Raw genomic sequence first — 22,004 nt, forward strand, 5'->3', positions numbered from 1 at the left:
GTGAAAATTTTACTTGCTACTTCGTATGATTACCCGCATCTTGGCGGATTGTCGACGCATATGGCGACATTGAAAATTGGCCTTGAAGCACGCGGCCATGAGGTTGATACGCTGTCTTTCAGCGATGTGCCTAAATGGAAACGTGACTTTATCGCACGCGGCCCGTCATTTCTTTTAAACAAAGCATCTCTTGGCGCCGGCTACGTGTGGACGCTAGAGCGCCGCCAGGCTTTTTTAGAAGAAATGCTAAAGCGCCCGGACTGCCCGAAGTATGATATTGTCAACGCGCAGGATGTATTCGCGACGCGCGCTTCTATTAATGCAGGCTTGCCGACCGTTACAACCGTTCATGGCTACTTAACGTATGAAGGGATTTCCAAAGGTTCGGTTGCGGAAGGCTCAAAGCATGCGGACAAGCTGATGGAAGTCGAGCGCGAAGGCTATCGGAAAACACGCGCAGTCATTACCGTAGACACCCGCATTAAAAATTACGTGAAAAAAGAAGCCGGCATTGATGGAACGGCGATCCGCAACTTCATTAATGTCGATGACTTTAAGCCGGATTCCGAGAACAAAGCGGCTTACCGCCAGAAACACGGCGTGGATGCAACAGCGCCTGTTTTCTTCGTACCGCGCCGCTTAACAAAGAAAAACGGTGTTATTTATCCGATTCTTTCGTTCCCGCCGGTACTGGAGAAATACCCGAACGCTCAGCTTATTTTTGCCGGAACCGGTGAAGCGATGGATGAAATGAAGCGCCTGATCGCAGAGCGCGGCATTGAGAAAAACGTGCACTTACTCGGTGCCGTCGATCACAGTGTCATTAAAGAATATTACGCATTGGCTGATGTGGTGCTTGTACCGAGCGTATTCTCGGCCGGTGTAGAAGAAGCCACTTCGATATCGGCTCTTGAAGCGATGGGCTCCGGCTCACCGTTGATCGCCTGCGCGGTCGGCGGATTAAAAGAAATCGTGAACCACGGTGTCGATGGACTTCTCGTTGAAGAGAAAAACGTTGAAGAACTATCCGATGCCATGATCGAATTGCTGGATCATCCGGAAAAAGGCGCCCAGTACGCGGCGGCTGCCCGGAAAAAAATTGAAGATGAGTACTCACATACGGCAGCTGCCGAGAAATATGAGTCGATTTATAAAGCTTCCCTTTAATAGGGGAGCTTTTTTTGTGTCTGGGCCGGATTTTGGTCTGCCAGGGCCGGAATCCTTCTTTTCCGGCCCTAGCAGGTATTTTTCCGGCCCAAATGTTTATTTTCCGGCCAAGCCGAACCGCCCCACAAAAAAACAGCCAGGGACTCGTCCCTGGCTGTACAGTTAGTTCTTATTTCATCCACTCAGTGTGGAATGTACCTTCTTTGTCAATACGCTTGTACGTATGCGCACCGAAGTAGTCACGCTGCGCCTGGATTAAGTTCGCAGGCAGTGTTTCTGTGCGGTAGCTGTCGTAGTAGGCTACAGCGCTTGCGAAAGATGGAACCGGGATACCGGCTTCGATCGCAAGAGATACCACTTTACGAAGCGACGTTTGGTAATTTTGAACGATATCTTTGAAGTATTCGTCGAGCAGCAGGTTTGGAAGCTCTGCGTTGCGGTCGAATGCTTCTTTGATTTTTTGAAGGAACTGCGCACGGATGATGCAGCCGCCGCGGAAAATCATGGCGATGTCGCCGTAGCGAAGGTTCCATTCGTACTCTTCTGATGCAGCTTTCATTTGGGCAAAGCCCTGTGCGTATGAGCAGATTTTGCTCATGTAAAGCGCCTGGCGGACTGCTTCGATCAATTCTTTCTTTTGATCTGAATCCACTTCTTTCGGTGAAGGGCCGCTTAGTTGCTTGCTTGCTTCTACGCGCTCTTCTTTAAGGGCAGAAATAAAGCGTGCAAAAACAGATTCTGTGATGATTGGAAGCGGAACGCCAAGGTCAAGCGCGTTTTGGCTCGTCCATTTGCCTGTTCCTTTTTGGCCGGCTGCGTCTAAAATCACGTCTACAAGCGCCTTGCCTGTTTCGTCATCTTTCTTCGTGAAGATGTCCGCTGTGATTTCGATCAGGTAGCTGTCAAGCTCGCCTTTGTTCCACTCAGCAAACGTGTCAGCCAGTTCTTCTGTTGACAGGCCGATCACATGCTTCAAGATAAAGTATGCTTCTGAGATCAGCTGCATATCGCCGTACTCGATGCCGTTGTGCACCATTTTTACATAATGGCCGGCACCGTCTGGACCGATGTATGTAGTACATGCTTCACCGTCTACTTTTGCTGCGATCGCTTCAAAGATTGGGCGAACAAGTTCAAATGCTTCACGCTGTCCGCCTGGCATGATAGAAGGCCCTTTTAGCGCTCCTTCTTCACCGCCGGATACGCCTGTGCCGACAAAATTAAAGCCAAGGCCGGCAAGCTCTTTGTTGCGGCGTACAGTGTCCTGGAAGAACGTGTTTCCGCCGTCGATGATGATATCGCCTTTGTCTAGGTATGGCTTCAAAGAATCAATCGTTGCATCTGTTGCTGCACCTGCTTTTACCATAAGCAAAATTTTGCGCGGTTTTTCAAGTGAGTTGACAAATTCTTCTACACTGTATGCGCCTTTGAAGTTTTTGCCTTGTGCTTCTTCCTGAAGGAAAGCGGTCGTTTTATCTGCAGAACGGTTAAATACTGCTACTGAGTAGCCTCTGCTTTCGATATTAAGCGCCAGGTTTTTACCCATTACGGCAAGACCGATCACGCCAATTTGCTGTTTTGTCATAAAGAAATCCATCCTTTCTTTTTTCCCCTTAATTAAGCATTATAGCGAAAGTTATTTTGAATTTAAATACTGTTCTTTACTTTCAATCAATTTCTGCAAAATAGGACTCGGTTTTCCGCCCAGCTCTTTCCAATTTTTCTCGTGGCGGCGCAGGTCGTAAAGCGTCAGCAATTCATAGTCGCCGCCGTCGAATGTGCCGTCTCTGTTAATCTGATACCAAAGGTCGCCATTCGGGCGAATCCATTTCTCGCCGGTTGACTCGACTGCCTGGCGAATATTGCGGGCTGCCAATAAATATTTTTTTTCTTTCGTTTCTTTGTACGCTTTGATAAACATATTGGCTTCGCCGAGTGAGTGGTTGAGCGAAGCATGGATAAACTGTTTACCCTGCTGCGGCGAGTAGTAATCAGCCGGGTAGTAGCCCTTCTCCGCAGGCACTATGTTATCAATACTGATTAATTTGAGCAAATAATCGCTATAATCCGTGAGTGCAGCTTCGAGCTCAGGCACCCCAAGTTCCTTGCCGATCCGGTGCAGATAAAGGGCGATCAGCTCATTATGGCGGGTATCGACATAGGGCGCGGTAATATTATACTTCTGCTTCAGCCACGTGCTTGTAAATTCGGTTTTCCAGATGACGTCATTACGTGTTGTCCGGTACGTCCATAGATTCGCCGCAGACTGCACCGTTAAATCATAAAAATAACGTTCCTGGTCTCTAAAAAAACGGTCAATCGCCTCTTTTTCTATCATTGTGCCTAAATAAAGGCCGTAGCCGTCTTTTGTAAAAGGTTCAACAGACCAAGGCAGCTTTTTCACCGGCCCGTCTACCGCAAACCAGTTGTTTACTTCTTTATAGTGTTCTTTTTGAAACGTAATCCAGTCATTTAAATGGCTGCTTTCGTCAAAAAGCGGATGTTCGGCCAGCAAAAACCATTGGTCAGCCATTTGGTCCCGTTCCGACGTTAATTCAAACTGAACCCCTTTTTTGGAATGAGTGACGGTGTTTTTTTCGGCAAGCAGCTCGTGCAGCCGGCTTTCCCGTCCGCTCCCGTACAATTCTGTCAGTTCTTTGGATGTGAACGAATGGCTCATCACAAGCTCGTTCATAAACTCGTGATTCTTCGTGTAGCGGAGGAGCCCTACAGGCGGCTTGGTCGGATCGACACCAGTCACTTTATTATGCTCACGCACCGGCATGTCCTTCGTCCAGTCTATCATATAATAATCGTCCGCACCCGGAATCGAGATTGTTGCTTTTATCGTCCCTTTCCCGCTTAGCCGTGTCATTACAAAACGGTCGCCGTTATTCAGCTTGCGCACCCGGACGGTAATATTCGCGGACTGAGCGTCCAATTTATAAACCGTGTCTTTGTAAAGCGAGTCAAGTCCCTCTGGCTGAAATTCCTGCTCTAGCTGAAGCCCTTCCGCTTCCAATACGAGCATCCGGCTGCCGAGCGGGATTTCCGCCCTGTCTGCCGGCTCTTCTTCCTTCGTTTCTGTACAGCCAGCCATAATGATCACAGCCAGCAAAAGAAGCAGCGCCTTTCTCACGACAGCGCTCCTTTGTTTCGTTTCACCAGGCTAAGCAGCTTGCGGAATCCTTCCTTATAAAAAAGGAACAGCCCGGCCACATAAAGGACAGCACCAATTGGGACAAGAATCACCAGCTGCCAGAGAGAGTACAAATCATCCATAAACGGGCGAACGAAATAAAGCGGTACCGCCATAAACGCTGTTACAAGGGCTGTCCGAATTAACAGCCCGATCAGGCGGGCAGGCTCTGACTTGTCAAAGTCTTTGTATACAAATACAGTACAGGTTGTTAAGTAATAAAGAGACACAATAGAGGTGGTCAGTGCCAGACCCGGGTAACCGAACGGTCCGATAAACAGCCAGTTCAGCAGGGCGTTAATCGCGATCGTAAATACACTGATACGGAAAACAGTTTTTGTTTTCCCCTGTGCATACAACGCTTTGGCGACAATATACTGCATCCCCTGCGTCACAATCGTCGGCAAATAATACACAAGCGCCACGTATGTACGATGTGTATCTGCTGAGGTGAATTTCCCCCGTTCAAAAATAAAAGACAAAACCTGCTCCCCTACAACCCAAAGACCAGCCGCAATCGGCGCCAGCGTGAGCAGTGAAATTTGCATGCCGCTGAAAAATGTGTTTTGAAACCGCGGACGGTCATCGATCTGTTCAGCCAGCAGCGTAAAGATAATCACCGCAATCGTTGTGGCATAAATCGTATGCGGAATCGAGGAAAGAAGCTGGGCATTGTTTAAATACGTAACCGGCCCTTCCCCAATGCCGGAAGCAAAGCTTTTATTCACAAATACGTTAATCTGTCCAACAACCGAGCTGAGAATAGCCGGTGCCAGCAGCACAAGAAAGGACTGCTGAAATTCTTTGTCTCCGGACAGTACCGGCTTCCACCGATAATCGGTTCGAAACAAATAATAAAATTGAACGAAAATACCCAAAATGGTTCCGGCCATAAAGCCGTATGCAAGACTGGCAATACCCCACTGATCGGCAAAAAGCAGTGCGAATGAAACCCCAAAGACGGTCTGCAGCAGCTTTGCCACCTGTGAGGGAACAAAAATACGGCGTCCCTGTAAATAGGAGTCTAAGATACTCGTTAACGCGATAAAAGACATAAATACAAAGAAAAACCGCGTGATCGAAATGGCTGTTTCCGCCGTTGCTTCGGTCATGTTTCCGTAAATAAGCGGCACGAACCAGGGCGCGAACAGGTAGCCCAGAATAGAGATCAGTATAAATAGAAGAAACGTGACATTCATAATAGCACTCGCCGTCCGGTCCGTGCGTTCTGGATTGGCCTGCCTGTTTTTCACATACATCGGCAGGAACACGTTATTAAACCCTCCGGCAATCATGGCAATTGCCAGTGTAATAAAAGAGAATGCAAGCAAGTATCCATCGGTTTGGCTGCTGACACCGAATTTGTACGCCATAATACTTTCACGCACAAATCCGGACAGCTTGACAATAAGCGCAAAAAGGGCAAGCCACAGCGCTGTTTTTTTCAAAGACATAGTCGTCGTACACCCCAGTTTTCTATTAAATTTCCCCGTTTATTTTACCCCATTTCCTTGCTTTGTGCGACAATCTTCCAAAACGTCCCAGAAAGAAACAGTGTAAGATAAACTGACATAAAGCGAGATTGTTCCTTATTCATGCTTTATATTTAAGATACATTCTTCATACATCTTATTTCGAAAGGAGTTTTCTAGATGAAAATGATCACTTTCTTATACGGATTTTTAGCCCATGGAGACGCAGACAAAGAGGTGGCCCATCACTTGACGGATTCCTTTACTGGAATTGAATCCTACTGGATGCCCCCTTCTCAATAACGGATTGATAAGGAAAGCCCGCTTCAGGCAATGGCCTGAGCGGGCTTTTTTTCATTTTGCAATCGGCAGTATATTCACTTCGCTTCGCTGAAGATATCCGAATGTACGAGTTGGAACATCAGAGATTACCTGCATCCAGTCGCCTGTCTGGGTAATCGTAACAGGCATTCTCGTTAAATTATAAGTGTACACCGCACTTCCGCCCGCACTGATGCGTACAGGAACGCCCGCTTTGTTTGTAAAAGCGAGAGTGTAACGGCCGAAGTCTTTGCCGCCCATTTCCTTGTCAACGCTGTACATATGTCCTGCCAGCTTCGCCCCCCAGTATGGATCGGACGCATACTTGACGTTTATACCATTTGATTTGTTACCTGGTGCTGCGCCGTATGCACGCCAGTCATTTGGCGTAAAGTAGCCGCCGCGCCAGTCACCGGCTGTACCTTTAAAGTAGGCGTCAACAAGATGGACAACGCCTTCTTCCACCGTCTGGAACGCTTTTCCTCCGCTTGGATCAGAGTCATACACGGCAATACCGAAAAGATTGTTTAAACGCTGTGCTTTGTCGCTCATTCCGTAGTCACTTTCATGAATCGCCATGCTGACAATTAAAAGCGCATTTACATGGTACTGGCTTTCTATCTTTTTGGCGATCGTGCCAAGGCCAATCAGCTTGCTTTTCGTTGTGGCATTCTGGTACTTTGCAAGACCGGTAGCCTGACGCTCCGCGAGCGCTTTTTTAATATAGCTGTCCAGCTGTGCGGCCGTGTAGCTCGTTGTAGAGCGGCCGGATAAGAACTGGAAGTATTGATAAGCGCGTCCGACCGACTTTCCGTTAGCATTATAAAACGAAATGCCGTCCCAGCTGTAATATTTTGAGCCTGCCTGCATAAAAGAAGGCGCCGGCCCGGCCGTATAGGAAACGGTATTGTTTGTATCGATATTATAAATATTATGAACAAGCATACCGCCGGAAACAGCGTAATAGCCTCTTCCCTTCGCACCTTCATATGGCACAAGGCGGGCATCTGCTTGTTTCATATAATAATATTCTCCGCCAAGATACACTTTTACATAGGAATCAGTTGACGTAATATATTGCAGCTCAGTGGAAATCCCGCTGCTTCCGATCGCCGAGGCGGTTACATATGTTTTAGGGTTTGTGAGTGCTGGATCCGTATACAGGGAAACCGTTGTCGCATTGCTTGCAGGCTTGGCGAAAACAAGACCCGCATAGTTCTTCATGTAAATAATTTTCCCGTCCTTTAGGACAAGCTCAGAACCGCTTTTGGTCATCGCCTGTTTAGCGAGATCAAACGATTCGTATTGCATCGGAGCACGTGTAATCGTTCCGCTGCTGTCAATATTCGCTGTTTGATAGTCTTTTGCGGGCGGCTCCGGCAGATCCCCGTCAAGCAGGCGGTAAATAAACGCAGCGGCCTGGTCACGGCGTGCATTATCATCCGGGCCAAAGCGGCCGTCTCCATAACCGGAAATAATGCCGAGGTTGACGCTTTTCCCAATCGCAATCCGATGTGCAGAGCTTAAATTATCGATGTCGGTGAAATCAGGCTGCACATATACCGCTTCTTTTTTCAAATAATCGAGGGCATTGCTGATCATCAGCGCCATGTCTTTACGGGTAATCGTCATCTTCGGAGAGAAGTTGCCGTTCGACCCGCCATTGACAATGCCAGCCGCTGCTGCAGCATAAATGTAAGGAGCCAGCTTTGCAGATGGCGCAACGTCATTAAACATAGCCGGTCCAGCCGGCAATTCGAGGGCACGGGCTAAAAATGTGGCAAACTCCTCACGTGTTACGCTGTTTGCAGGCTTGTATGTACCATCTTCATATCCGCTCATCACGCCAGCGGCAATGACCGCGCGGATTTCTTTTTCAAGGGTAATGCCGGTTACATCATCCGCAGCCTGCACCCCATTGTTTAGGAATGGCAAAAGTGGGAATAGTAATACAAGTGCCATCACAATTGAAACTGCTTTTTTCATCCTAGATTGAAACTCCCTTCAATAGTTGGTGGCCTTTTATTGCCTATCTTTCTATTATATAGAAAAACAGCCCCGGCGTAAGGGTCCGGGGCTGTTGATTTGCTTTCTTATTGAGCGTTCGTTGCATTATAGATTGCAACCGTAAACGCTTCGCGTGTTGCAAGGTGTGTTCCGTAGAACTTATCGCCTTGGAAAAGGCCTGTTTTATCGATGGAAGCCATTGTTACAATGCCTTCGTACGCCCAGTGATCGGCACGAATATCCGAATATCTAACGCTTGCAGCTGCCGTTTGTGACATTTGCAAGTCGAATGCGCGCTGGATAATAGCGGCCATTTCGTTACGTGTCATTTCCGCTTCCGGACGGAACGTTTTATCGTCAAATCCAGTGATGATGCCTGCTTCACGAATTGCGGCAATATCATAAGCGAAACGATAGGTTTTTGGTACATCTGTAAAGTGGCTCATGACCTCTGGCTTCAAGCCAAGTACGCGGTTCATGATCGCCGCTGCCTGTCCGCGTGTTACTTTTGCGTCTGGGCGGAATGTGTAATCTTCAAATCCGTTGATAACTTCTTTATCTGTCAGCGTTTTGATCGCTGTGTATGTTGCATCTGTTGTTGGTACATCTGTAAACCAAGATGGAACAACTGGTTCTTTCACGACGCGTTTTGCACCCGCGTATTTTGGTCCCCAGTATGTGTTGCTCAGAGAAACAAGCGCAATTCCCTGGCTTGATGTTGCATTCAATACCATATTGCCGCCGGCATACACACCTACGTGTGAAATTCCTGCTTTATATGTGTTAGCGAAGAAAACCAGATCCCCAGGTTTCAACTCGCTTTTTGAAACTGCTGTGCCAATGTTGTATTGCTGTTCTGCCGTTCTCGGCAGTGAAATGTTTGCTGCGTTGCGATAAATATATTGAGTAAAGCCGGAACAATCAAATCCACTTGGTGTTGTTCCTCCAAAGACGTAAGGGACACCCATAAACTTTTTACCATAAGCCACGATCGATTCTCCAACAGACGCCGCTTCCGTTTTAAACGATGTCAGCGGTGAAAGAGTCAAAAGCATGACCGCGGCAAGTAAAGCCGTTATTGCTTTTTTACACCTGTTCACTTCAAACCTCCAGTTTTTCTCTTTCTATCATTTCTCTCTCGTGTTTTTCTCACTGAAGCTATTGTAGCAAATTTAAACCCAAAAATAGGTTACGTTTCTATTACATTCAAATATCATTTCATAACGTTGCTAGCATGGGGTTTTTATAGGTTTTTAACCACAAAATAGGACAAAAATCGAAATTTATCCTGTATTTATTTTGTTCTTTTTATTATGATGTAACATTGAAATGATTCTGAAATGAATCTGAAAATTCAAAAATAAAAAACAGCATCCATCGTTAAATGATAGATGCTGTTTCGTTTATCGCAATTCACTGTTGATGGCACGTGCTAAAAATGTCGCAAACTGCGCACGGTTCATATGGGTATGCGGACGGAATGTACCATCTTCATAACCGCCGGCAATACCTGCTGCCGCTACCCCGTTAATATATTGATAGCCGGTAATGCTTGCCGTAATATCTTTTAACGCACTCGTCGAAGCCGGGTTGATCTGATAGGCTTTTGAAATCAAGATGGCCATTTCAGCCCGTGTGACCAGCTGGCCTGGACGGAAAGATCCATCTCCAAAGCCCGTTGTAATACCCGCGTCTGCTAAGCTTTGAATATAGCCGGATGAGCTCACATTTGCTGTTACATCTTTAAACGATGTTGCACGCTGGGTGCCGTTTAAACCAAGTGATTTCCCAATTAAAATTGCTGCTTCCCCGCGTGTAATATTGGATTCCGGTTTAATAGTGCCGTCCGTAAAGCCTGTCATAATTCCTTCGTGGTTCAAGTACGTTACGTAACGGTCATACCATTTAGAAGAAAGCAAATCTTGAATTTTCGGAGACGCAATCGTTGCCTTTAATGTTATAAACGATGTTTCATCTTCCACTCCGTTTACAACCGGATGGAAATAGTAGCTGACTGTGCCTGCTGAAGCGTAGTCTGTCCACTCTGCTGCCGTTTTGTTTTTACCGACTAGCTGATCACCGCGATATACATTGTACGTACCGAAACGGGCGACAAGGTCGCTTGTATCAACAGTTAATTTTCCTTTACCGTCCGTTGTATAAGAAAGTTCAATACCATGATTGATTAGATTTTTATCCGCCTGTACTAGACCGAAGCCGAAATAACGGTCACGGCCTGCTGCTCCTAAGTCCTTCGCGTTTTTCTGCAGCAGGGCACGAAGCTGTTTGTTTGTCATTTCAGGATACTTTTCTTTGTATAAAGCGGCCATGCCGGATACGTACGGAGCCGCCATAGAGGTACCGCTTGATGTTGTGTAATCGGAATCCGGATACGTGCTGTAAATCTTCACGCCCGGTGCAGTTAGTTCAACTTCTTTACCAAGCGAAGACTGGCTGTCTATTTTGTCATACTCATCAATCGATGATACCGCAATAACACTGTCAAACTTTGCTGGATATTCAACCGATGAATCATTTCCTGAAACAGGCGGCCCGATATTTCCGGCTGCCCCTACAATTAAAATGCCGGCATTATATGCTTTTTGCATCACTTCTTCCATCGCCGGTTCATAAATAGGCGACGTGATACTGATATTTAAAATATTCAGCTTCTGCTTAATCGCCCATTCTACTCCGGCGATCAATGTGCTTGTGGACCCTTCGCCGCGTTCATCGAGCACTTTAATGGCATATAGGCTCGCCGCAGGGGCCACCCCGATTGTGCCGAATGTGTTGTTATTGGCCGCAATAATACCCGCTACATGTGTGCCATGCCCGGCATTGTCATTATAAGAGTCCGGGCATCCGGCGGGATCAACAATGGTCATTGTACATGTACCGCCGACCACTCTTTTCTGCAAATCTGGATGCCGTGTGTCAATGCCTGAATCCAGTACACCAATTTTCACACCGGCTCCTTTCAGTGTAGAAGGTACCATATTCTTTACGCCTACTTTTTCGTAACCGTACGAAATCGTTTGTGCAGATGACTGAACTGGCATATCATAAGAAACCGATTCAACTTCCGGTGACATTTGGAGTGCTTTTCTTTGCGCCTCGCTTATTTTAATTGATGCGGCTGGAATTTCTTGAAATATGTAGTCAACCGATTCGGAGAATTGTTCCAAAAGCTCTTTGTCTACCTGGCTTTTAAACATAATAACGGCCTGCCTGCCGTCCTGGACCGCCGCTTTAGGCGCGGATGGTGTGTGAAAAAATAAAAATAAAGCTGCAAAAACCAGAGCAGGTAGTTTTATAGCCTTCATATTGTTCACCTCTTTCTTCAAAACTAAAATAAAAAGAGAGGCCCTGTTTGGGATCCCCTCTTTATTGTACACGGCGTGTATCGAATATTCTATTTATATATTGGCCTATTTTATTACTTATAAAGCGACGTTACATTGTAACCTTTTGCTTTGTAATAGTCCAAAATACCGTTATAAATTGCTTTAGACATCACGTTCAGCCAGTAATCTGACTTCAGTTTGTCGTTGTCAGTTTTGTTTGTAATAAAACCAAGCTCAAGCAATGCAGCCGGTACTGTGTTATTTTTCAACACATAGTAGCTCGCTGTTTTCACGCCGCGGTTGTTTAAATTCCACGCAGCGATCATGCGGCTTTGGATTTTTGTCGCAAGCAGCTTGCTGTCCGCTGCGTTCTGGCTGTTTGATGCAGCCGAGTAAAATGTTTCTGTACCAGATGCGCTTGGAGAAGCGGCATTGGCATGAATGCTGACGAAAATATCGCCATTATTTTTGCTTGCAAATGCGGCACGGTTCGCCAGTGTAATAAATGTATCTGTCGAACGCGTCATTTTCACATTGAATGGTGTGTCTTTAAGCAGGGTGTTTACTTTCAATCCTGTTTTAAGCACGACGTCTGCTTCATGCAGGCCAAATCCAATCGCACCAGGATCACTGCCGCCGTGGCCCGGATCCAAGATAATCGTTTGTTCAGCCAGGCGCGGGTCGGCTGTCGTAGCACTTGTTGTTTCTGTGCTGCGCAAATAATAAGAGTTTACAAAACCAACAATGGTGCCGGAGCGGATGTACGTCCAGTTTCCGACTGAATGAGCTGCTGTTACACGTGCATCTTTCGCCAGTTTTCCGACTGATGCGTATGCTGTTGATGGGCCTGAACGAACATTAAGATCGCCCGTGTTTGTCCACATCGTTGTTTTAAATTCATCTGTTTGAACAGTACGGAAAGTTGGAGCGATGGCCCGGGCAAGAAATACTGCAAAGTCCACCCGTTTAATTTCATAAGACGCACCAAACGAACCGTCTGCCATTCCATCTGCAATACCACGGGACATCAAGGCTTTTGCCGCACCGGATAAAGTACCGCCGAATGAATAACCGAATGCTTTCGAAAGCATAACCGCCATTTCACCGCGTGTTACTTGTTTATATGGTAAAAACCGTCCCCCATCATAACCGGACAGAATACCTTTTTCTACAGCTGACTGAATGTAACCTGACGCGAAATTGCCTGAACCGACATCAACAAATTTTGTTTCACGTTTCGTGCCATTAAGCTGAAGTGCCCGCCCGATAAAAGCAGCTGCTTCGGCCCGTGTGACCGTTTTTTCTGAATCAAAAGTTGTTGCAGACGACCCGTTGGCAATTCCCCCTTCCGCCAGATAATTGACTTCTTCTGACGCCCGGTATGGAACATCCACGAAGCCTGCTGCGCTGGCATTCTGTCCAAAATTAAACAAAGGAACCGTCAAAATAAACGCTAATACGACAAAGAAAAACCGTTTCTTCACCTTTCTGCCTCCTTTCTTAAAATTTACCACCTAAGTCTAGCACAGAAAATCTAATCTAAAAACATCTCTTTTTTAATATTTCGTGACGAATCACTATTTTATTAGTTTTACCCTAAAAATGTAATTTTTCTGTAACAGTTGTTACATTGAAGAAACACTAGAACTTATGTTCCTTATCCTTGCCTAACCAGGACGGTTTCGTGCTATAATGAAGGAATCTTACAGAATCGAAAGGGTGCCATCTATTTTGACGAAGGCGAAATCGCTGTTTACTGATTCATCTTCTCCAAAGCGGGCAGATCTGCTTTCCATTCCGGGTGTAATGCGGGCTTCCGATTTAAAGCTGGCTCCTTCAAGCGGAACCTCTGCCGGCGAATGGAAGGAATTTGTGCTGTCTGCTTTTCGGACCCGTCTTTCAGCCCAAACAATAAAGGCCGAGCCATACCAGACAGAGTATGCGGCAAAGGAGCTTTACCAGGCGCTTCTCAAAAAAACACCCTCAGATCGGGAATGGGCTGTTCTTTTTCGTTTGTTTGCAGCGTTTTATTCCTTCTCGTCGCTGGCGGACCAGCTGGACGAAGCGTCCCTCGCACCGGAAGTGGCAGAACGGGCTGCTTATGACGTGCTGTTTTATTTTGTCGATGAAGCCTATGACGCTGCAAAAATGACCGGCAGTGCCCTGCCGTTTGCTTTTGAATCGTATATTGAACAGCTGCGCCAGGATGCAGGGCGCCTGCTCGGTTTTCCTTTTGAGCAATTTCCGGCAGCACGGCTTGATATTTACCGCTTATTATGGGAGTCCCTTTTTACGAGAACCGAGTGGCGGACGGCAGAGCTTGAGCGGATCGCCCCGGCACCCGGCAGCAGTACGGTACAGTATGCCGCTTATTTGCATCAGCTGTATCTGCTTGGTGACATGGAGCAGTTTATCGCCCAATCGGCTTCTGCCCCGGCGGATATTTTTCCATATTTTCTCCACTGGCTGCAGGCGTCAAAAAGATCCAGCCGTTTTATAGCTGTTCTTCGCGGTGCCGCTTCCCTTGCGCGGGACGGCCTGCTTACGATTGAAAATGAATACAGCCGGCGCTTGTTTGTCCGGCAGCTGATCCGCCTTATCGAGGAGGATGAAGCGTCTGAGCTTGCGCCTCTTTTAGTAAAGGAGCTGTACACCTCTCTGCTGCCGTTTAGCTATGTGTCGCTCAGCTACTTTTTGATTGGCCGCGGCGACTATGCCGAATGGGTGGACTTACAGCTGCTCATTGATGCTGATATTACAGATCTTGACCGGGCCGGCTTAAAAAGTGTCGCAAAAGAAGCGCCCGAGCTGGCACTTCCTCTTCTTCATCATGGAATTAGAGGTTTTATTGCTGAAAGAAACCGGTCTTCTTATAAAAAAGCCGTCCGGTTTATGAAACGGATGCGCACAATTTATAAAAAACTAAAACAAACGGACGAATTTGACCGCTGGCTGGAATGGATCCTTGGTGAAACAAAGCGGCTGCGGGCGTTTCAGGAAGAATGCAGAAAAGGCGGGCTGTTGGATGATTAATCTTAAAACGGTTCATCTTGTTACACAATTTGAACAAGGCTTTTTTTATTTGCGGGCAATGGATGCGAACGGTGCGCCATTGCCTTTTGATTCTTGGACGCGTCTCCTGTTCGGCGGACACGCGGAAAGCTTTTACGGAACAAAACTGACCATTGCTAAACAAGACGGAGAGCCGGCTGTCAGGCTGACGCCGTTTGAATGGGCATCTCTTTTTAAAGCGGAGCATTTCAACCGGTTTGCCCGCTTTGAGTGGGATGAAGCAGGCCATTTCAGCCTCGCATGTGCCCCCGTTCTTTATGAAGCCGTTTTTGACGTTATGCCTTCTTTTCAGGAGGATGGCGTGCAATGGACTGTGCCGGAAGAGGTATACGATGAATTTGCCGAATCGTTTTGGCGGGAACCCATTTATGGCGAAAGCCGCCAGTCGTTTGTAGAGCGGATTTTCCCCGCCCTTGCCTCGGAGGCACACCCGAATATAACAGCGGTAACCGATGCGGTCGGCACCCGGCTGACGATGGATGAACTGAATCGCTATTTTGACGCGGAACGGCTGAAGGAATACCTGGCCGACGGAGAGCCGGCTGCCTTCGAACCGGGACTGCGATTATCCGAGCCGCAGTCCGATGACGGAAGCTGGACGCTTGGGGCGATCTTACTGCGCAGGAAGCCATCTGAAAAAGTGTATGAGCTGGATAAAAAATTACCTAAATCAGCAGAACCGTTTTTGGAAGCTGCGCGGGAAGAGCTTGGACGCTGGCTTCGTCTGTTTCCGGAGCTTGATGATGAGGGTGAATTAAAACGTTTCTTATCCGAGGAAGAAGCGATCACTTTTTTAACTGACCGTGGTGAAAAACTCACCGCCCTCGGTATACCGGTGCTGTTGCCTCCCTGGTGGGAATCTGTGCGCTCGGCGGCTGTTTCCGTTGCCGCCGACGTGCGGGATAGCAATAAGCAGTCCTTTGTCGGCATGAATGCTATTTTGGATTTTGATTTTAAAGTGGCGCTTGGCGGCGCAGAAATGACAGAAGAAGAATTTTTAGCACTTGCTGAAGCCGGCTCGCGCCTGGTGAAAGCGAACGGCCGCTGGGTTCATCTGGACCCGGATGTAATCCGAAAAATTAAAACACTGATGGAACGCGCCAAACAGGAAGGCTTAACTGTAGTGGATGTGCTGAATCAGGAATTTGCGGACCCGGATGATGCAGCGCGTGTGCACATTCGCCTCAACCGCTCGCTTCAAGCGATGGTAGACCGGCTTAAAAGCGGTGCGGATATCCCTCTCCTTTCACCGCCAAAGAAGCTGCACGGAGAATTACGCCCATATCAGCTGGCTGGTATGAGCTGGCTGCTTTTCCTGAGGGAATGCGGTTTTGGCGCCTGCCTTGCAGATGATATGGGACTCGGGAAAACTGTTCAGCTTATTTCCTATTTGCTGCATGTGGAAAAAAGAGAGCGCCCGGAAACACCTGCCCTGATTATTTGTCCGACATCTGTTCTGGGCAACTGGCAGCGTGAACTTGACGCCTTCGCACCCGATTTATCGGTGATGCTTTACTATGGAAAAGACCGGCCGCGCGGTGAAGCATTTTTGGAAAGCATCGCAAACGCGGACGTTGTCCTGACCACGTATGGACTTGTTCACTCTGATTTTGACACACTGGAAAAAATAGAATGGAATACGGTGGCACTGGATGAAGCGCAAAACATTAAAAATGCCGGCACCAAACAGTCACGTGCTGTTCGGAAGCTGAGAAGCCGCCATTCTATTGCCCTGACCGGCACACCGATGGAAAACCGCTTATCTGAGCTATGGACGATTTTTGACTTTACAAACCGGGGCTGGCTCGGTACTCTGGCGCAGTTTCAAAAAACATACATGACACCGATTGAAAAAGAACATGATGCCGGGCGGGTGGCTGCTTTACAAGCAAAAATCCGGCCGTTTCTGCTGCGGCGGACGAAAACAGATCCGGAAGCGGCACTGGGTCTGCCGGACAAAGTCGAGCAAAAAGAATACTGCCCTCTTTCAAAAGAGCAGGCTGTCTTATATGAGCAGGCTGTTCGTGAAACGATGGATCAAATCGGCCAGCTGACCGCTTTTGAACGCCGGGGCCTGATTCTCCGTCTGCTTAATGAATTAAAACAGCTGTGCAGCCATCCAGCTCTTTACTTAAAAGAAGACGACCCGGAAGATGTGCAGGAACGCGCTTCGAAAATGGAGAAGCTGATGGAACTTGCCGGTAATATTTATGAACAAGGAGAAGCCTGCTTGATTTTCACGCAGTATATCGGAATGGGGAAAATGATTCAGCGGGAGTTGTCCGGGGCATTTGGCATTAAGGTTCCATTCTTAAACGGAGCTACGCCAAAGCAGGAGCGGGATAAGCTTGTGATGCAGTTTCAAAACGGAGAATTTCCATTCTTCCTTCTTTCTTTAAAAGCTGGAGGCACAGGCTTAAATTTAACAGCGGCCAATCATGTGATTCATTACGACCGCTGGTGGAATCCGGCCGTTGAAAACCAGGCAACCGACCGGGCTTACCGAATTGGGCAAAGCCGGTTTGTCCACGTTCATAAATTTATCACGACCGGCACCATTGAAGAAAAAATTGACGCTATGATTGAATCAAAGCAGGCGGCAAGCAGCGAAATTATTCAAAGCGGTGCTTTTATTGCCAGCATGACCGATCGGGAGCTTGCGGAATTGTTTACTTTAGATAAAAACCCCGCCCTGCGCTAGAGGAATGGCAGGCGGGGTACGCGGCGGGCGCCGTTATGGGGATATGAAGTGACTGGGGCGGCCAAGAGGGGCTGCCCTTTACTTTTGCTGTTGTTCTAATCTTTGAATTCGTTCTTCAAGCTGATAAATAATGGCTTTTGCTTTGCCTAGCTGAAAAATCACATCTTCGATCACACGTTCAACTTGTTCTGACATGGTTCACCTCTAAATTAACGGTACAGTTTGAATGACGCCGGGCGATTCACCGGTCTGCGTGTCAGCCTGCTTTTTACTGGGAAAACGAATCGTCTGGACAAGCACTTCCGTTACATAAATGGTTTTACCGCTTGAGTCTTTATAGTTGCGCGTTTGAATCGAACCGAGTACAGCAACCAAAGAACCTTTTTCACTGTACTTGGCTGCCGTTTGGGCCAGGCGCCCCCAGACTGTGCAATAAATAAAATCAGTGTCTGTTTCGCCTTTTGCATTTCGATACGGCCGGTTAACCGCAATCGTTGTCTGTAAAAGCGGTGTGCCGTCTGTTGTATGTTTCACCTCTGGATGCTTTGTCAGTCTGCCGACAAGCGTCACTTGATTTATCAGCTCGCTCCCCTCCTTCCGTTGGGCTGGCTTTAGCATAAAGGAAAAACATGGGTTTTAACAAAGGTCATTCCCTTTATGTTCTTCCCATTTCCGGATGAATTGTGGGAATTTTTTCCTTCACTGTTTGATGGAGAGCGGTCCCTTTTGGTCAAAAAATGATTTTTCGTTTAATTCTTGTTATACTTTCTTTAATAAATCGCTTTCTTGAGAGGAGCGTGAACGACTTGAAAACCTTTAAAGTAGCAGCCTTTTTTTTCGAAAAAGAGGGAGAGGTAACTCCAGTCCCGCTTCAGGACGGCCTCATTATTAACCGTGAAGATGAACAGCGCTCATGGCTGATTGAGCTGTTTTTACAAGAAGAAGATGTACAGTTGGTCCGTACTTTCGAACAGGAGGAGCAGCTGACAGCACGTGTCGCCATTTCACATCGTGGCAACGACCCGGCTATGTTTACCGTATCGATCCGTTCCTTCGAGCTTTTAAAGGACGGTACAAGTATTTTATTCGATGCACAGCTGCGCCAGATGCGAAACGAATATGCCAAGCAGGTTCTTCATTCTCTTGTAGAAGAAGGCCTTTCTGGAGAAAAGCTGCTTGAGGCATTTACAGAAGCTCTCCACAGCCGCCCTAAAGTAGAGCAATAAAAAAACGCCTCCCTTTAAGGGAAAGCGTTCAGTCAATGAATAATATCCGACCGGAGTCCGTCCTGGCCAGTTTGAAGCGTCTGCTGAAGCAGCTGGATAATATAAGAGATATCCTGTTTTGTGTACGACTGCATCGGCAGATTTTCATCATACACCTCGGCATACAGCAGCGAAGCCAGTGCTAAGTCCTGCTCATCGGCCGGACTTAGCCCTTCAGCTTTTTTTTTTCGTATTCATTTAAAAGATCAATATAAAAACGGGCTTCCGCTTTACATGAGAAATCGTAATCGGTTCCAAGCTTTTCCTGCTGTGCATTCAATGTCTCAATTTGCTCGGCTGTTGGTTCTTCCGAGAAAATTTTTGCGACGACTTGATTGATTTTACCAGCCAGCTCTTCATGAAACCGCGGATCGTTTTTCACATCGTCCGGCACATCATGATACCAGGAAGCATGCTTATGAATATAGCTCTGCCATTCCTTCATGAAATCAGCGGGGCTATAGGCTTCTTCCTCCCACATGATATTGGCCATATATTGTTCAAACGCCGTTGTAATGGAACGGGTAATGCTAATTTTAATACCGTGTGATAAACCACTTAAGATGGACATTGCCAATAGGTACCTCCTAGAAATAGCCTCATTGACTTCTTTAGAATAATAACTCTTATACTCTATCATACTTTTGAACTGGTGACAAAATTTTTTGTTAATAAAAGAAGCATCGGAGACGCTGGCGCCCGATGCTTCCCTTTAATTATTGATTGTTGTTGCCTTCTCCGTTATCTTCCAGCTGATTCTGGCCTTCATCCATGTTTTCTTGCAGCTCCTGCTCGCCTTGATCCACACCTTCTTCTACATCCTGCTCGCCTTCATTCACATCTTCCTCTATATCCTGTTCGCCATCCATCACGTCATTTTGCGTATCGGTGCCATTATCCTGCTGTTCCTGCTGATCTTCCTGCTGCTCTTCCTCATCCTGGCCGCCGCCGCACCCAGCTAAAATCATCGTCGCAAGCAAAGAACTGCCCACTAATTTAAATAACTTTGCATTCATGTAAAAAAGCCCCTTTCATTCCTGTAGAATTGATCCACTTACGTGATGTATTGTTTCCCGCAATTGGTCAAAATATCCGTTTTTTATAAAAGGAGCGCACGTATCAAATAAAAAACGGTGCTGCCATATAAAAATGGCAGCACCGCTCTCTTCTATTCCAAAGCAAACATTAAGTCTGCTTCACAAACAAGCTCGCCCTCTACTGTCGCTGTGGCTTTTGCTTTTCCAATCGAGCCGCGCAGGCGTGTCATCTCCACCTCAAGGCGAAGTTGATCGCCCGGAACAACCTGCCGTTTAAACCGGCAGTTGTCGATGCCGGCGAAAAAAGCAAGACGGCCTTTGTTTTCTTCTTTTTTCAACATCGCGACTGCACCTACCTGCGCCAGTGCTTCCACGATTAATACGCCCGGCATAACCGGATAGTCCGGAAAATGACCATTAAAAAATTCTTCATTAGCGGTCACGTTTTTAATGCCGACCGCACGCTTTCCTTCTTCGACCTCAAGAATCCGGTCTACAAGCAGAAACGGATAGCGATGCGGAATTGTTTCTTTAATTTCACGAATATCCATACTAGCACCCACCTTAAAAAAGACTGTTTACGACTACGTCATATAAATTCATCCACGTGTCCCATTTAAATACATCGATCGGGTTTCCACTCCCGATAATACTGTATCCAATCAGCGCACCGATAATGGCAGTCAGGACAATGAAAAACAATGACAAAACAAATCTGCCAAGGGGGGTGAGGCGGGTTTGTTTCTTCCGCTTCAATCCATTTGTCACAATTAATCCTTCCCCTTTATCTGACCCCATTAATTAAGCCAAGCATTTGATCAGCGATTGAAATCGCCTTTGATTGGAATTGATAAGAGCGCTGGGTAATCATCAGGTCGCTCATTTCCTTTGAAAAGTCAACATTGGACATTTCAAGGGCCCCTGTTTGAATACCCGCCTGCTGGCGCTCAGCCGCATTCAAATTACGCAGAATTTGATTTTCGGCTGTGGCCGGGTTCTCCGGCAGCACAAGCAGATTTTGGGACGCCCTCTCTAAAAATTGCGGCTTGTCTACTTGAACGAGCCCAACCAGGGCCCCTGCCTGGTTTTCCATTTCATTCTCAGGCAGAACAATCGGGTTATCACGTTCATCAAGCACGGGGTATCCTTCCGACGTGACGAGCATCACATTGCCTCCACCAGCCGGTGTCACAGAAAGCGAGCCGTCTCGTGTGTAATGTACGCGGTTGTTGCCCTGCTCATCCTCTACCAGCACTTTAAAAAACTGATTCGGCTTGGATAGGGCAATATCCAATGTGCGTCCTGTCTGCTGCAGCGTGCCCTGCGTTCCAACCATTTGCGCCTGCGCCATCTGGGCACCGGCCCCAAGACGGAGGCCAGGTGGCGTCAGTCTTCCTGCGTCTTCGCTTTGAGGTTCCATATTATTGGCCTGCTGATGAATCAAATCGGCAAACGTGGCTTCGCTTCGTTTGTATCCTGCTGTATTGATGTTCGCGATGTTATTGCTCGTTACGTCCATCTTTTTTTGAAGCTGTGACATCGTATTCACCGCATTGATCATAGTTCTATTCATTCTGCGTTCTCCTTTACGTTACGCGCCCGATTTCGTTCGCCGCTTTTTCCATGCTGCGGTCGTAAGCAGTCAGCACCTTCTGGTTTGCTTCAAATGAACGGTAAGCTGTCATCATATCGGTCATCGTTCGAGCTGTATCCGTATTTGATCCTTCTAGGGCCGCCTGCTGAATAGAAAACACGGCATCCTCGCTCTCGAACGCATTTGGAAGAGCTGCTCCGTCAATCCGGTACAGGCCGTCTCCCTCTTTAATTAAATCATTTGGGTTTTCGGCATAGGCAACACCGATTTGTGCTACCCGCTGTCCATTTTCCGTGATTCGGCCTGAGCTGTCTACCTCAAATTGATCAGAAGACAGCTGAATACGGCGTCCTTCTGTATCTCGTACGTAGAAGCCAGAGGCTGTTGTTAAGTATCCTTCCAAATCTAGTGTGAAATTTCCGTTTCTTGTATAGCGCGGTTCACCGGCTCCGTTTTGAACGGAAAAGAAAACAGACTCTCCCTGCAAAGCAAGATCTGTTTTCAGCCCTGTTTCCCGAACGTCACCCTGACGGAAATTTGGCATTGTTTCTTGTAAGTAGACACCAGTATTGAGCGCGCCGATTTGCGGCTCAAGCGGCACATTTAATTTATTTTCGACCGGTATAGATGTTTTATCCATCCGCTTTAAAAGCATTTCCGGAAAAGCTCTTACACTCGTCTGGTCTGCTTTGTAGCCCGGTGTGTTCGCATTTGACATGTTGTTCGTTAAAATTTCAGTGCGCCGCTGCTGGGCAATCATGCCTGAGGCAGCAGTGTAAAACCCTTTAAACAACTTTTTCACCTCAATTTTTTTAGCAATAG

The 22,004-nt window shown here is 47.1% G+C and carries 20 protein-coding genes; 5 read left to right on the forward strand and 15 right to left on the reverse strand.

The features are described 5' to 3' along the window. Nucleotides 1-1,167 (forward strand): glycosyltransferase family 4 protein, encoded by a 1,167-nt coding sequence (locus tag RIN81_RS08330; protein ID WP_251271651.1) that lies wholly within the window; start codon nt 1-3, stop codon nt 1,165-1,167. A 169-nt stretch (nt 1,168-1,336) separates the two neighbouring features. Here RIN81_RS08330 and gndA read toward each other — a convergent pair whose 3' ends face one another. From gndA to murJ, 3 genes are read right to left on the reverse strand one after another with little or no spacing between them, the layout of a single operon-like run. Next, nucleotides 1,337-2,752 carry an NADP-dependent phosphogluconate dehydrogenase gene (gndA, locus tag RIN81_RS08335; RefSeq protein ID WP_242232789.1) on the reverse strand — a complete coding sequence of 472 codons (1,416 nt, stop codon included), beginning with the start codon at nt 2,750-2,752 and terminating at the stop codon, nt 1,337-1,339. Between the two features lie 51 nt (nt 2,753-2,803). Continuing rightward, on the reverse strand, nt 2,804-4,306 hold the full coding sequence (locus RIN81_RS08340) for a hypothetical protein (protein ID WP_309089210.1): 1,503 nt from the start codon (nt 4,304-4,306) through the stop codon (nt 2,804-2,806). Then, nucleotides 4,303-5,820, reverse strand: a complete 1,518-nt coding sequence (gene murJ, locus RIN81_RS08345) for a murein biosynthesis integral membrane protein MurJ (protein ID WP_309089212.1) — start codon at nt 5,818-5,820, stop codon at nt 4,303-4,305. The genes RIN81_RS08340 and murJ overlap by 4 nt, the downstream gene beginning before the upstream one ends. A gap of 198 nt (nt 5,821-6,018) precedes the next feature. Here murJ and RIN81_RS08350 point away from each other — a divergent pair, with 198 nt between their 5' ends. Beyond that, nucleotides 6,019-6,141, forward strand: a complete 123-nt coding sequence (locus RIN81_RS08350) for a hypothetical protein (RefSeq protein ID WP_255821829.1) — start codon at nt 6,019-6,021, stop codon at nt 6,139-6,141. 51 nt (nt 6,142-6,192) lie between these two features. On the opposite strand, the gene RIN81_RS08355 is transcribed toward RIN81_RS08350, so the two are convergent. From RIN81_RS08355 to RIN81_RS08370, 4 genes are all read right to left on the reverse strand, one after another. After that, nucleotides 6,193-8,145: an S-layer homology domain-containing protein gene (locus RIN81_RS08355; RefSeq protein ID WP_309089214.1), complete on the reverse strand. Its 1,953-nt coding sequence runs from the start codon at nt 8,143-8,145 to the stop codon at nt 6,193-6,195. A 107-nt stretch (nt 8,146-8,252) separates the two neighbouring features. Then, the gene (locus tag RIN81_RS08360) at nt 8,253-9,266 is read right to left on the reverse strand and encodes a C40 family peptidase (protein WP_309089216.1); all 1,014 of its coding nucleotides are present in this window, start codon (nt 9,264-9,266) and stop codon (nt 8,253-8,255) included. A 303-nt stretch (nt 9,267-9,569) separates the two neighbouring features. Further along, on the reverse strand, nt 9,570-11,492 hold the full coding sequence (locus tag RIN81_RS08365; protein ID WP_309089218.1) for a S8 family serine peptidase: 1,923 nt from the start codon (nt 11,490-11,492) through the stop codon (nt 9,570-9,572). A 113-nt stretch (nt 11,493-11,605) separates the two neighbouring features. Next, the gene (locus RIN81_RS08370) at nt 11,606-12,997 is read right to left on the reverse strand and encodes an N-acetylmuramoyl-L-alanine amidase (RefSeq protein WP_309089220.1); all 1,392 of its coding nucleotides are present in this window, start codon (nt 12,995-12,997) and stop codon (nt 11,606-11,608) included. A 247-nt stretch (nt 12,998-13,244) separates the two neighbouring features. Between RIN81_RS08370 and RIN81_RS08375 the strand changes: the two genes are divergently transcribed. Beyond that, entirely contained in the window at nt 13,245-14,546 is a 1,302-nt protein-coding gene (locus tag RIN81_RS08375) for a hypothetical protein (protein WP_309089222.1), read from the forward strand. Continuing rightward, the gene (locus RIN81_RS08380; protein WP_309089224.1) at nt 14,539-17,286 is read left to right on the forward strand and encodes a DEAD/DEAH box helicase; all 2,748 of its coding nucleotides are present in this window, start codon (nt 14,539-14,541) and stop codon (nt 17,284-17,286) included. Before RIN81_RS08375 ends, RIN81_RS08380 begins: the two co-directional genes overlap by 8 nt. Before the next feature lie 204 nt (nt 17,287-17,490). On the opposite strand, the gene RIN81_RS08385 is transcribed toward RIN81_RS08380, so the two are convergent. Then, nucleotides 17,491-17,856, reverse strand: coding sequence for a single-stranded DNA-binding protein (locus tag RIN81_RS08385; RefSeq protein WP_309089226.1), 366 nt, complete (start codon nt 17,854-17,856; stop codon nt 17,491-17,493). A gap of 236 nt (nt 17,857-18,092) precedes the next feature. Here RIN81_RS08385 and RIN81_RS08390 point away from each other — a divergent pair, with 236 nt between their 5' ends. After that, entirely contained in the window at nt 18,093-18,512 is a 420-nt protein-coding gene (locus RIN81_RS08390; protein ID WP_309089228.1) for a YwpF family protein, read from the forward strand. Nucleotides 18,513-18,544: 32 nt separating this feature from the next. Here the strand turns inward: RIN81_RS08390 and RIN81_RS08395 are convergent, their stop codons facing one another. The 7 genes from RIN81_RS08395 to RIN81_RS08425 form a co-directional block, all read right to left on the reverse strand. Then, nucleotides 18,545-18,667: a hypothetical protein gene (locus RIN81_RS08395; RefSeq protein ID WP_309089230.1), complete on the reverse strand. Its 123-nt coding sequence runs from the start codon at nt 18,665-18,667 to the stop codon at nt 18,545-18,547. 50 nt (nt 18,668-18,717) lie between these two features. Continuing rightward, the gene (locus RIN81_RS08400; RefSeq protein ID WP_309089403.1) at nt 18,718-19,122 is read right to left on the reverse strand and encodes a hypothetical protein; all 405 of its coding nucleotides are present in this window, start codon (nt 19,120-19,122) and stop codon (nt 18,718-18,720) included. Between the two features lie 145 nt (nt 19,123-19,267). Then, a complete protein-coding gene (locus RIN81_RS08405) occupies nt 19,268-19,567 on the reverse strand; it encodes a hypothetical protein (protein ID WP_309089232.1) in 300 nt (99 codons plus the stop codon). A gap of 152 nt (nt 19,568-19,719) precedes the next feature. Continuing rightward, entirely contained in the window at nt 19,720-20,139 is a 420-nt protein-coding gene (fabZ, locus tag RIN81_RS08410; protein ID WP_309089234.1) for a 3-hydroxyacyl-ACP dehydratase FabZ, read from the reverse strand. A gap of 13 nt (nt 20,140-20,152) precedes the next feature. Next, a complete protein-coding gene (locus RIN81_RS08415) occupies nt 20,153-20,356 on the reverse strand; it encodes a DNA-directed RNA polymerase subunit beta (RefSeq protein WP_242232776.1) in 204 nt (67 codons plus the stop codon). 16 nt (nt 20,357-20,372) lie between these two features. Beyond that, nucleotides 20,373-21,161 carry a flagellar hook-basal body protein gene (locus tag RIN81_RS08420; RefSeq protein WP_309089236.1) on the reverse strand — a complete coding sequence of 263 codons (789 nt, stop codon included), beginning with the start codon at nt 21,159-21,161 and terminating at the stop codon, nt 20,373-20,375. 13 nt (nt 21,162-21,174) lie between these two features. Beyond that, nucleotides 21,175-21,975: a flagellar hook-basal body protein gene (locus RIN81_RS08425; protein ID WP_309089405.1), complete on the reverse strand. Its 801-nt coding sequence runs from the start codon at nt 21,973-21,975 to the stop codon at nt 21,175-21,177. Between the last annotated feature and the right edge of the window lie 29 nt (nt 21,976-22,004).

The sequence above is a fragment of the Domibacillus sp. genome (assembly GCF_031181085.1).
Classification (GTDB): Bacteria; Bacillota; Bacilli; order Bacillales; family Domibacillaceae; genus Domibacillus.

Excerpts from the sequence above, each read along its gene's own strand:
- gndA (WP_242232789.1), bottom strand. The coding sequence starts at position 2,752 with ATGACAAAACAGCAAATTGGCGTGATCGGTCTTGCCGTAATGGGTAAA.
- murJ (WP_309089212.1), bottom strand. The coding sequence starts at position 5,820 with ATGTCTTTGAAAAAAACAGCGCTGTGGCTTGCCCTTTTTGCGCTTATT.
- RIN81_RS08350 (WP_255821829.1), top strand. The coding sequence starts at position 6,019 with ATGAAAATGATCACTTTCTTATACGGATTTTTAGCCCATGGAGACGCA.
- RIN81_RS08355 (WP_309089214.1), bottom strand. The coding sequence starts at position 8,145 with ATGAAAAAAGCAGTTTCAATTGTGATGGCACTTGTATTACTATTCCCA.
- RIN81_RS08365 (WP_309089218.1), bottom strand. The coding sequence starts at position 11,492 with ATGAAGGCTATAAAACTACCTGCTCTGGTTTTTGCAGCTTTATTTTTA.
- RIN81_RS08380 (WP_309089224.1), top strand. The coding sequence starts at position 14,539 with ATGATTAATCTTAAAACGGTTCATCTTGTTACACAATTTGAACAAGGC.
- RIN81_RS08400 (WP_309089403.1), bottom strand. The coding sequence starts at position 19,122 with ATGTCCATCTTAAGTGGTTTATCACACGGTATTAAAATTAGCATTACC.
- RIN81_RS08405 (WP_309089232.1), bottom strand. The coding sequence starts at position 19,567 with ATGAATGCAAAGTTATTTAAATTAGTGGGCAGTTCTTTGCTTGCGACG.
- fabZ (WP_309089234.1), bottom strand. The coding sequence starts at position 20,139 with ATGGATATTCGTGAAATTAAAGAAACAATTCCGCATCGCTATCCGTTT.
- RIN81_RS08420 (WP_309089236.1), bottom strand. The coding sequence starts at position 21,161 with ATGAATAGAACTATGATCAATGCGGTGAATACGATGTCACAGCTTCAA.